At 72.9% G+C, this 9893-nt stretch carries 8 protein-coding genes; 3 read left to right on the top strand and 5 right to left on the bottom strand.

The features are described from left to right. Positions 1 to 107: 107 nt before the first annotated feature. From ACA361_RS36040 to ACA361_RS36030, 3 genes are all read left to right on the top strand, one after another. On the top strand, positions 108 to 1253 hold the full coding sequence (locus ACA361_RS36040; protein ID WP_375019582.1) for a hypothetical protein: 1146 nt from the start codon (positions 108 to 110) through the stop codon (positions 1251 to 1253). Between the two features lie 83 nt (positions 1254 to 1336). Continuing rightward, positions 1337 to 3436 (top strand): PQQ-dependent sugar dehydrogenase, encoded by a 2100-nt coding sequence (locus ACA361_RS36035; protein WP_375019581.1) that lies wholly within the window; start codon positions 1337 to 1339, stop codon positions 3434 to 3436. A gap of 68 nt (positions 3437 to 3504) precedes the next feature. Continuing rightward, a complete protein-coding gene (locus ACA361_RS36030) occupies positions 3505 to 4437 on the top strand; it encodes a hypothetical protein (protein WP_375019580.1) in 933 nt (310 codons plus the stop codon). A gap of 68 nt (positions 4438 to 4505) precedes the next feature. Here ACA361_RS36030 and ACA361_RS36025 read toward each other — a convergent pair whose 3' ends face one another. From ACA361_RS36025 to ACA361_RS36005, 5 genes are all read right to left on the bottom strand, one after another. Next, the gene (locus tag ACA361_RS36025; RefSeq protein ID WP_375019579.1) at positions 4506 to 5564 is read right to left on the bottom strand and encodes a rod shape-determining protein; all 1059 of its coding nucleotides are present in this window, start codon (positions 5562 to 5564) and stop codon (positions 4506 to 4508) included. A gap of 88 nt (positions 5565 to 5652) precedes the next feature. Continuing rightward, positions 5653 to 6726 carry a galactose-1-phosphate uridylyltransferase gene (gene galT, locus ACA361_RS36020; RefSeq protein ID WP_375019578.1) on the bottom strand — a complete coding sequence of 358 codons (1074 nt, stop codon included), beginning with the start codon at positions 6724 to 6726 and terminating at the stop codon, positions 5653 to 5655. A 100-nt stretch (positions 6727 to 6826) separates the two neighbouring features. Continuing rightward, positions 6827 to 7693: a thermonuclease family protein gene (locus tag ACA361_RS36015; RefSeq protein WP_375019577.1), complete on the bottom strand. Its 867-nt coding sequence runs from the start codon at positions 7691 to 7693 to the stop codon at positions 6827 to 6829. A 65-nt stretch (positions 7694 to 7758) separates the two neighbouring features. Beyond that, entirely contained in the window at positions 7759 to 7983 is a 225-nt protein-coding gene (locus tag ACA361_RS36010) for a hypothetical protein (protein ID WP_375019576.1), read from the bottom strand. 329 nt (positions 7984 to 8312) lie between these two features. After that, positions 8313 to 9650, bottom strand: a complete 1338-nt coding sequence (locus ACA361_RS36005) for an MFS transporter (RefSeq protein ID WP_375019575.1) — start codon at positions 9648 to 9650, stop codon at positions 8313 to 8315. Positions 9651 to 9893: the final 243 nt, after the last annotated feature.

Raw genomic sequence — 9893 nt, 5'->3', positions numbered from 1 at the left:
CCCCCCCCCCCCCCCCCCCCCCCGGCGGTGGACGCACGTGGCGGAGTTCGGCGGGGGCCTGGCTCGGGATCGGGACGGCGCCGGGGACGCTCGTCCTCGGGGCGCAGGTGGGCGGGCGGCACGACGGCGCCCTTCCGCTGGTGGTGCTGGTCGTGGGCGGGCTCGTCATGGCGGTGCTGCTGGCCGCCCAGGGCGAGCGCGGGCTGCGGCCGCCCGCCGGGGAGGACGCCACGCTCGCCGAGCTGTCGCCGCGCTACCTGCCGCCCGCGACCGACCGCGCCGTGACGGGCCTGCTGGCGCTCGCCATGATCGGCTGGTTCGGCTTCAACGTCGGGCTGGGCGGCGGCGCGGTGGCGGCGCTGACCGGCATCCCGGACGCGGCCGGCGTCCTGCTGCTCGCCGCCCCCATCGTCGCGGTGCTGCTGGCGGGCGGCGGACGCTGGAACGCCGTCGCGCTCATCACCACGCTCACCGCGATCGCGCTGGTCGCCGTGGTGGCCGTCCGGCTGGCACCGTCCTCGCCGCCGGTCACCGCCGTACCGGACGGCGGCCCGCTGCTGCTGGTCGCCGACCTGGCCGGGTACATCGGGTACGTCTCGGTGTTCGCCGTGCGCGCGCCCGACTTCACCGCCGGGCTGCGCGGCCGGTACGACCTGTGGTGGTGCGTCGGCCTGCTGGTCGTCCCCGCGCTGGCCGCGACCGTCGTCGGCGCCGGGGTGGCCGCGTCCAGCGGCTCGACCGACGTGGTGGCGGTGCTGGCCGGGCCGGACGGGCTGCCGGTCGCCAACCTGTTCGTCGCGGCGGCGGTGATCGCTCCGACGCTGGCGGCGGTGCACTCGGGCGTCTTCGCGGTGCGCCGCTTCGCGCCGCGGCTGCCGGACGCGGCGGCGGTGCTCGTGCTGGCCGTCCCGGGGACGGTCCTGGGGGCGACGCGGGTGGACCGGCTCATGCTGGACTGGCTCACGCTGCTGGCCGCCGTCCTCCCGGCGCTGATCCCGCCCATGACCGCCGAGGCCGTGCGGCGCCGCCGCCGCGCGGCGCGCGAGCGGGCGGGCGCGGCCGGGGCGCCCCCGCGGGACCGGGCCGGGCCCGCCGGAGGCGGCCGGTACGTGGCGACGTGGCTGTGGGCGCCGGGGGCCGCGGTGGCGCTCGGGCTGACGCTGGCCGGGGTCGCGGCGGCGGCGCCGGTCGGGCTCGCCGTGGCCGCGGTGGCCACGGCGGGCGACTCGGTTCTCAGAAGAATTCGTTCTTGACGGCTCAGGAGGTTCCTCGTACGTTCGGGAAAGCGCTTCCAGAAAGCGCTTTCTAGCCACCCACCCCCCATTGGACGGCCGGAATGACCAAGGTGAAATGGTCCGTACCGACGATCCTCGCCCTCCTCGCGACGCTGGTGGCGGTACCGCCCGCCACCGCCCGTGACGACGGCCCGATCAAAGACCCGATCCCGGACGACCCGGCGCCGGCGGGGCTCGGCCTCGTCGTCGAGGAGGTCGCCCAGCTGCCGAAGTCCACGCCCACCCCGGCCGATCTGGTCACCGATCCGCGGCTGAAGCGGCACAACCGCATCAACTACGTCAGCGAGGTCCCCGACGGGTCCGGGCGGCTCGCCGTGCCCGACCTCAACGGCAGGATGTACCTCCTGGACAAGAAGACCAGGGAGCCGAAGACCTACCTGGACGTCGGCGCCACGTTCGCGCCGGACTTCTTCTCCGCGCAGGGCCTCGGCCAGGGCTTCGGGTTCGTCACGTTCCACCCCGACTACCGGCGGAACGGCAAGTTCTACACGGTGCACGTCGAGGCGGGCGAGGCGCTCAAGACGAAGAAGCCCGACCTCACGCCGCAGCCGAGGACGGCGTACCACGGCATCGTCAACGAGTGGACGGCCGCCGACCCGTCCGCCGACGCCTTCGAGGGCACCCGCCGCGAGCTGCTGCGCATCGGGTTCTCCGGCCGCATCCACGGCATCCAGCAGATCGACTTCAACCCCAACGCCGAGCGCGGGAGCGCCGACTACGGCAAGCTCTACGTGACGGTCGGCGACGGCGGCAACGGCAACGTCGGCGACAACGGCGGCGACCCGCAGAACCTCGCCGTCCCCCAGGGCAAGATCCTGCGGATCGACCCGGCCGGGAACGACAGCGCCAACGGCGAGTACGGCATCCCGGCCGACAACCCGTTCGCCGGGCAGGCCGGCAAGGTCGGCGAGATCTACGCGTACGGCATGCGCGACCCGCACCGCTTCAGCTGGGACACCAAGGGCTCCAAGCGGATGTTCCTCGCGCACATCGGCGAGCACGCCATCGAGTCGATCCACCAGATCTCGCCCGGCAGCAACCTCGGCTGGAGCGAGCGCGAGGGCGCGTTCCGGTTCGACAAGAACGACCGCTGCTACCTGTACCCGCTGCCCGCCGACGACGCGAAGTACGGCTACGAGTACCCGGTCGCGGCCTACGACCACGACCGCCCGCCCGGCCACTCCTGCACCAGCGACAGCGGCCACGCCATCTCCGGCGGCTACGTCTACCGCGGCGGGAAGCTGCCCGCGCTGCGCGGCAAGTACGTGTTCACCGACATCGTGGACGGCCGGCTCCTCTACACCGAGGAGCGCGAGATGCGGCGCGACCCGGCCGGCAAGAAGCGCGCGCAGATCTACCAGCTCACCGCGTACGACACCGCCGGCAACCCGGTCACCATGAAGCAGCTCGCCGGCGACAACCGCGTCGACCTGCGGATCGGGCAGGACGCCAAGGGCGAGCCGTACCTGATCGCCAAGGCCAACGGCAAGATCTGGAAGGTCGTCGGCACCCGCGCCTTCGCCGACTGCAAGACCTCCCCGGTGAGGGTGAACGGCGCGGCGAAGGCCGGGGACTGGGCGCCGGTCACGCCGTCCAAGTGGCGGTTCGAGAACGGCCAGGTGGTGCTCGCCGAGGCGGGCGAGGCCCGGCCGGGGCCGCGCCGCCCGTTCGAGTACGCGGTGCTGCGGAAGGGGCCGGAGCTGGGGTCGTCCCGGATCAGGGCCGAGGTCAGGCTGGACACCCCGGTCGAGGTGACCAACCGCGATGTGATCATCGTGTTCGGCTACAAGTCGGACACCGAGTACTACTACGCCCACCTGTCGACCGACAACACGATCTACCCGCACAACGGGATCTTCGCGGTGAACAACGCCGACCGGCTGCGCATCGACGGGCAGTGGAACGGCAACCGTGAGATGCCCGCGGGCGCGCCGCCCGCCGTCACCGACGCGAAGTGGCACGACGTCGAGGTGCGGCACTGCGCGGACACCGGCGAGATCGGCGTCTACGTGGACGGCTCGGCGAAGCCGCTGATGACCGCCGTGGACAGGACGTTCACGTCCGGCCGGGTGGGCTTCGGCTCGTTCGACAACATCGGCCGGCTGCGCGACCTGACCGTCACCGGCACCCGCGCCTCCTGACCAGCCGAACCCGCCCCGGGCGGGCGTACCTCCCGTCGCCCGCCCGGGGCCTCCCAAGGGAGCCCAAGATGATCATTCGTCGCGTTCCGGCGGTGCTGGCCGCCGCCGTGGTCGGCGCCTCGCTCGCCGCCGCCCCGGCTGCGGCCCACGGCGGGCCGGACGTCGCCCCCTCGCTCAAGCGCAGCGTCGTGGCGTACTACGACTTCGACTCTCCCGTACGCGGGAACCCGGCCAAGGAACGCGACCTCGGCCGGTCCGGTACCGACATCGACCTGGTCAACGGGGGCGCCGCCATGCGCGTCCGGGACCGCGCCCACCACCGGAGCGGGCGCGCGCTCCAGCTCGGCCAGGTCAACCCGGCGGTGGCGGGCAACGACGACTGGAAGGCGGGGATCCACTCGCCCACCGGCGTCCCGTCGCTGCGCGCGTACAACGCCGCCCGCGGCGCCACGATCATGGGCTGGTTCAAGATGACCGGCACCAACCCCAGCCCCAACTCCAACACCGCGAACCCGAACGACATGTTCAACGCCATCGGGCTCGCGGGCGTGCTGACCGGCACGTCCCAGGGCCACGACGTCCGCGCGCTGCTGGAACTGATCAACGTGAACGGCGAGCTGAAGGTGGTCGCGCTCGGCCGCCGGCTCGACGGCGGCGATTCGCAGACGTTCGCCGCGAGCCAGGACTGGCAGAGCGTCCTGCCGAAGGGCGAATGGGTCCATTTGGCCGCGACGTTCGACTTCGACGACGGCACGATGGCCCTCTACAAGAACGGGCGGCCGCTGGACGGCTTCTACACCCGTACCGACGACCCGTGGGCGCTGGAGGGCGAGCCCGAGCCCGATCTGACCACCGCGTCCGACCCGCGCGGCATCAAGATCGGCGGCAGTTTCCCGCAGAACACGCAGGAGCAGAACCCCTGCAACTGCCGGATGGACACGCTGCTCTTCCTGGACCGGCCGGCCACGGCCAAGGAGGTCCGGCAGCAGTACCACCGCTGACCCGGGCACGCGCCCGGCCGGGCGATCACTCGATGTCGATCACCGGCCGGGCGCCGGGTTCTCCGGGTTCAGTGCACGAGGGTGTGGCGGTGGCCCAGGGGCGGCAGGCGGTTGGACTCGTAGCCGCGGATGGGGCGGAGCAGGGTCGCGGCGCCCCGTACCGTGGCCTCGGCGGCGTTCTCGGCCACCCGGGCGCGCAGGCCGGTGCTCTCGCGGATGAGGTCGGCGAGGCCGGGCATCCGGGCGGCGCCGCCGGTGAGCGTGATCCCGGACGAGAAGAAGTGGCCGGCCATCTCCGGCGGCGAGTCCGCGATGGCGGTCCGGACGGCGCGGACGACGGCGTCCAGGGCCGGGGCGATCGCCTCGTGGATGCCGGCGGCCGACACCTCGGCCGTGCGGGGCAGGTCGGTGTCGCGGTCCTTGCCGTGGACGATCGTCTGGACGTCCCGGTCCGGGGGGACGGCCGCGCCGACGGCGAGCTTGACGGTCTCGGCGGTGAGCGGCGCGATGAGCAGGCCGTACTCGCGGCGCACGTGCGCGGCGATGGCCTCGTCCATGGTCGTGCCGCCGACCCTGGCGGTGTGCCCGGTGAGCAGCTCGCCGCCCATGACGACGCCGACGTCGGTGACGTGCGCGCCGATGTCGGCGACGATCGCGACGTCCTCGCCGCGGGCGGGCAGGCCCGCACCGGCCGCGGCGGCGATCGGGACGGGGACGAGGGTGAGGCGGCGGGCGCCCGCGCCGAACGCGGCGAGCCGGACGGCGCCCAGCTGGACCTGGCTGATCTGGCTCGGCACGGTGATCGCCATCCGCGGTTTGGCCATGTAGCGGCGGCGGTGGTGGGTGCGCAGCAGGTGGCGCAGGAGGTCCTCGGTCTCCTCGGCCTCGGCTGGCACGCCGTCGCGGATCGGCTGGACGAGCCGGACGCCGTGCTCGCGGTTCGCCAGCGCCAGCGCCGCGGTCCCGGTGGCGAGCAGCCGGCCGGTGCCGAGCTCGCGGGCGATGGCGGACGGCTGGCTGGCCACGAGCCCGCGGCCGTCCACGTACATGCGCACCATGGCGCTGCCGAGGTCGATCGCGGTGGCGCGGCACGAAAGGTCTCCCAGGGCCGTGAGTCCATGAGCCATCCTGATGCCCTCCTTTGCCAGGCATGTCCGGTGGTCTCCTTTATCCCTGACCGTGCCTGGTATGCCGTAACACCACCGACCTCTCCCGTTATGGCAAACGGGGCGCCACTTCGCGGAGCCGCTCGGCGATCCGCTCGGGCGGCACGTCGTTGATCCAGGCGGCCATGCCGGACTCGGAGCCCGCCAGATACTTGATCTTTCCGGGGGCGCGGCGGACGGAGAACAGCTGGAGGTGCAGCCGGACCAGGTCGCGGCCCGCGCCGGCCGGCGCCTGGTGCCAGCCCGCCACGTACGGCAGCGGCGCGTCGTACAGGGCGTCGCAGCGGCGGAGCAGGTCGCGGTAGAGGACGGCCAGCTCGTCCCGTTCGGCGGCGGTGAGCCCGGCGAGGTCCGGAACGTGCCGGTGCGGCATCAGGTGCACCTCGACCGGCCAGCGGGCGGCGGCCGGGACGAACGCCGTCCAGTGCTCGCCCCGCCGCACGACGCGCGTCCCGGCCTCCTGCTCGGCCGCCAGGACGTCCGCGAAGAGGTCGCCGGAGTGGGCGGCGGCCATGGCGAGCATCCGCTCGGTGCGCGGCGGCACGAACGGGTAGCCGTAGATCTGGCCGTGCGGATGGTGGAGCGTCACCCCGATCTCCACCCCGCGGTTCTCGAACACGAAGACCTGCGCGACGTCCGCCCGCGCCGAGAGTCCGGCGGTCCGGTCGGCCCACGCCTCGATCACCGTGCGGACGCGCGGCACCGGCAGCCCGGCGAGCGACGCGCCGTGGTCGTCGGTGAAGCACACGACCTCGCACCGCCCGAGGCCCGGCGCGCGCGGGAACAGCTCCTCCCCGTCGACCGTGGGCGGCACGGCCGCCGTACGGGACGAGAACGACGGGAAGCGGTTCTCGAACGCCACGACGTCGTACGCCGCGTCCGGGATCTCCGACGCCGGACCGCCCGGGCACAGCGGGCACTGGTCCGGCGGCGGCAGGAACGTGCGGGCGTTGCGGTGCGCGGTGACGGTCACGTGGTCGCCGGTGAGCGGGTCGCGGCGCACCTCGCAGAGCGGCTCCGCGGCGGGCAGTTCGCGGGGATCGGGCACCGGCACGCGCCCCGGCTTCTCGTCGAAGTAGAGGATCTCCCGGCCGTCGGCGAGCCGGCTCGATGTACGGAACACCCGGCGAGGCTACCGGCCGCCCCCAGGGGCGGCGGCGGGTCGGCCCGGCGGCGCGGTCGGTCCAGTGGCGCGGCGCGGACGGCCCGGCGGGGCGGGGCGGTCAGCCGGGTGGCAGGTCGAGGTCTTCGCGGGCGCGGTCCAGGTCCTCCCGCCAGATCCACAGGCGGCGCGAGGGCGGCGTGCGGTGGTAGTCGTACGGGCCGAGGACGCGCGGGCCGTCGAGGTCCACGCAGATCCGCCGGTACGCCTCGTCCACCGCGGCCTTCGGGTCCTCCATGCGGGCGGCGCCGAGCTTGACGCAGGCCCGGTACTCGTACGCGAGCAGCAGGTCGGCACCGAACTCGGCCCACATGCCGCGCCGCTCCGTCCAGGCCGCGTGCGCCTCGTCCAGCAGCGTCCGCAGGTCGGCCCCGCCCGGCAGGGACGGGTAGACCAGGAACATCGCGCCCCACCCGGCGGCGACCATGTCGAGGTTGAACGTGCGCCGGTCGGGGTGGTCGCGGCGCGGGAGCGGGTCCTTCGCGCCGCCCGCGTACCAGGGCGCGAGGTAGGCGAGCAGCCGCCCGTACCGGTCGATGAGCTCGCCGGTGGGCACCACTCCGACGCTGCGCTCCTCCCGGCCTGGACGGGCCAGCCGGCGCGCGCGCAGGTCGGCGAAGTGGGCGGTGGCGCGCTCGGCCGCGGCGATGTGCCGTTCGGCGGCGTCCGGGGTGAGCCGCTCCAGCAGGTGGTCGCGCAGCCCGGCCGGGACGAGGCGGTCGAACGTCCCGCCGGCGAGGCGGTCGCGGCAGCGGTCCAGGGTGCGCTGGGCGGCGGGCGGGCGGCCGGCGTACTGCGCCTTCTCCGGCGTGTCGACCGACACCATCCGGATCGGCTGCCGGATGACCGGGGTGTCCCCGTCGCTGTGCTCGATCAGCCGGCGGGGTTCGGCGCGGCGGACCGTGCGGGGGAAGTCGAAGGCGACCATGGCTCACCACCATCGCACCGTTTACCCCTTTTGTCCGGACTCTGGCCGGACCGGGCCTCCGGAGGTCACGGCCAGCGGTACGCGGCACCCCGCATCGGGATGTGGTACGGCTGGTAGCACATCGTGGTCACATGCTCGTCCTTGCAGGTCAGACACAGGTAGGTGCGGTGCCCCCGCAGCCCGCGGCCGCGCCCGGCGCACGGCGGGCACGCGCAGGGCGACCAGCCGACGATGACGCGCCCCGGCGCCAGCCGATGGCCCCGGGGGCAGAGGAAGGGCACGTGCTCCACGCGCCCACCCTAGTCGAACACACGATCGAAGGCCTGCCCGGGACACCCCTTGAGCCGGTGACCTGCGATTTTGCGGATCGATTGGTTTAACCGCAGGTCATTGGGGTGTTATGTGACGAAGGTTACGCGCCGGATGGGGCGAGCGGCGAAACACCGGCCGCATCATGGATGTTGTGACGACCGGGCCCCGGAGCGGGGACCCGGCACCCCCGAGGGGAGGAACCAGAGTGACCTTCGTATGGACCGCACTGCTGCTCGAGACCGGAGCGGGCCTGGCCATATCGGCCGCTCTGGCCGCCTGGTCCCGCAAGCGGTTCGCGCGCCGCTGATCACGCTTTCCCGGCCTCCTCGATGGGCACGCCCGCGGTCTCCGGGATGACCAGCAGCGGGCCGATCGCCACCAGGCCCGCCAGCATGAGGTAGTACGCCGGCACGTAGTTGCTCCCCGTCTCCTTGATCAGCCAGCCCACCAGCACGGCGCACGTCCCGCCGAACAGCGAGGTGGAGATGTTGTAGCCGATCGCGAACGCCCCGTACCGGACCTTGCTCGGGAACATCGCCGGGAACGTCGACCCGATCACCGCCAGCATCAGCACCAGCAGCCCGCCGATCATGGCGTAGCCGGCCGCGACGCCGAACCCGGAGTTGGTCTGCATGAACGCGAACGCCGGCCAGCTCAGCACCACGAAGCCGATCGCGGCCGTGATCAGCAGCGGTTTCCGGCCGATCCGGTCCGACAGCGCGCCCAGCGGGACGATCACGGCGATCATCGCCAGCTCCACCGCGATCGTGATGAGCTGCGCCTGGACCTCGGGCACGTCGAGATACGCCGTCAGGTACGACGGCATGAACGTCAGCAGCGTGTAGTCGGCGATGTTCAGCAGGAAGACGATGCAGATCAGCTTGATGATCATCGGCCAGGCGTTCAGCAGCGTCTCCCGCAGCGGCGCCTGGGAGATCTCGCCGGCCTGCTCCATCTTCTGGAACGTGGGCGTGTCCTCGATCCGGGTCCGCACGTACAGCCCGACGATGCCGAGCGGCAGCGCGATCAGGAACGGGATCCGCCAGCCCCACGCGTGCATGGCCTCGTCCCCGAGCAGCACGTGCATGCCGAGCACCAGCCCGGCGCCGGCGACGTAGCCGGAGAGCGTGCCGAGTTCGAGGAAGCTGCCGTAGAAGCCGCGTCGTTTGGTCGGCGCGTACTCGGCGATCATCGTCGCCGCGCCGCCGTACTCGCCGCCGGTGGAGAAGCCCTGCACCAGCCGTACGGCCAGCAGCGCCAGCGGCGCCGCCATCCCGATCGTCGCGTAGCCGGGCAGGATGCCGATGACGAACGTGGAGCCCGACATCAGGATGATCGTGGTCGCGAGCACCCGCTTGCGGCCGATCCGGTCGCCCAGCGGCCCGAAGAACATCCCGCCGAACGGGCGCGCGACGAACGCCGCCGCGATCAGCGCGAACGAGCGGAGCGTGGCGCTGCCGCCCTCGTCCGGCGGGAAGAACACGGTCCCGACGATCGAGGTGATCACGCCGGCGCTGAAGACGCCGAAGTCGAACCACTCGATGCAGTTGCCCATCGCCGAGGCGACCACGGCCTTGCGCACCGCCTCCGGCGGCGGGGGGCCGTCCTGCGTGCCGGGCTCGGCGTCCGCGTCCTTCAACGACATGCGGTAGCTGTCCCCGTGGAGATCGGAAGCTAACGCGGCCAATACGGACGAAGAGGACGATACGGGCGATCAATCCGTCAGGAAATCACCAAGAACGCCGGCGGGCGCGCGGACGGCTAGGGCCTGTTTCGAAGTGAGATGAGCGGCGGCGTGTCGTGCGCCGGACGCAGTGAGGTCTCCGGTAGAGCGTTCATCGACCAAGAAGAACAACACCGGAGACCTCGTGGCCACCCTAGCGGTGAC

The sequence above is a fragment of the Actinomadura sp. 21ATH genome (assembly GCF_041951345.1).
Lineage (GTDB): Bacteria > Actinomycetota > Actinomycetes > Streptosporangiales > Streptosporangiaceae > Spirillospora.
This window is presented reverse-complemented; position numbering and strand designations above follow the sequence as displayed.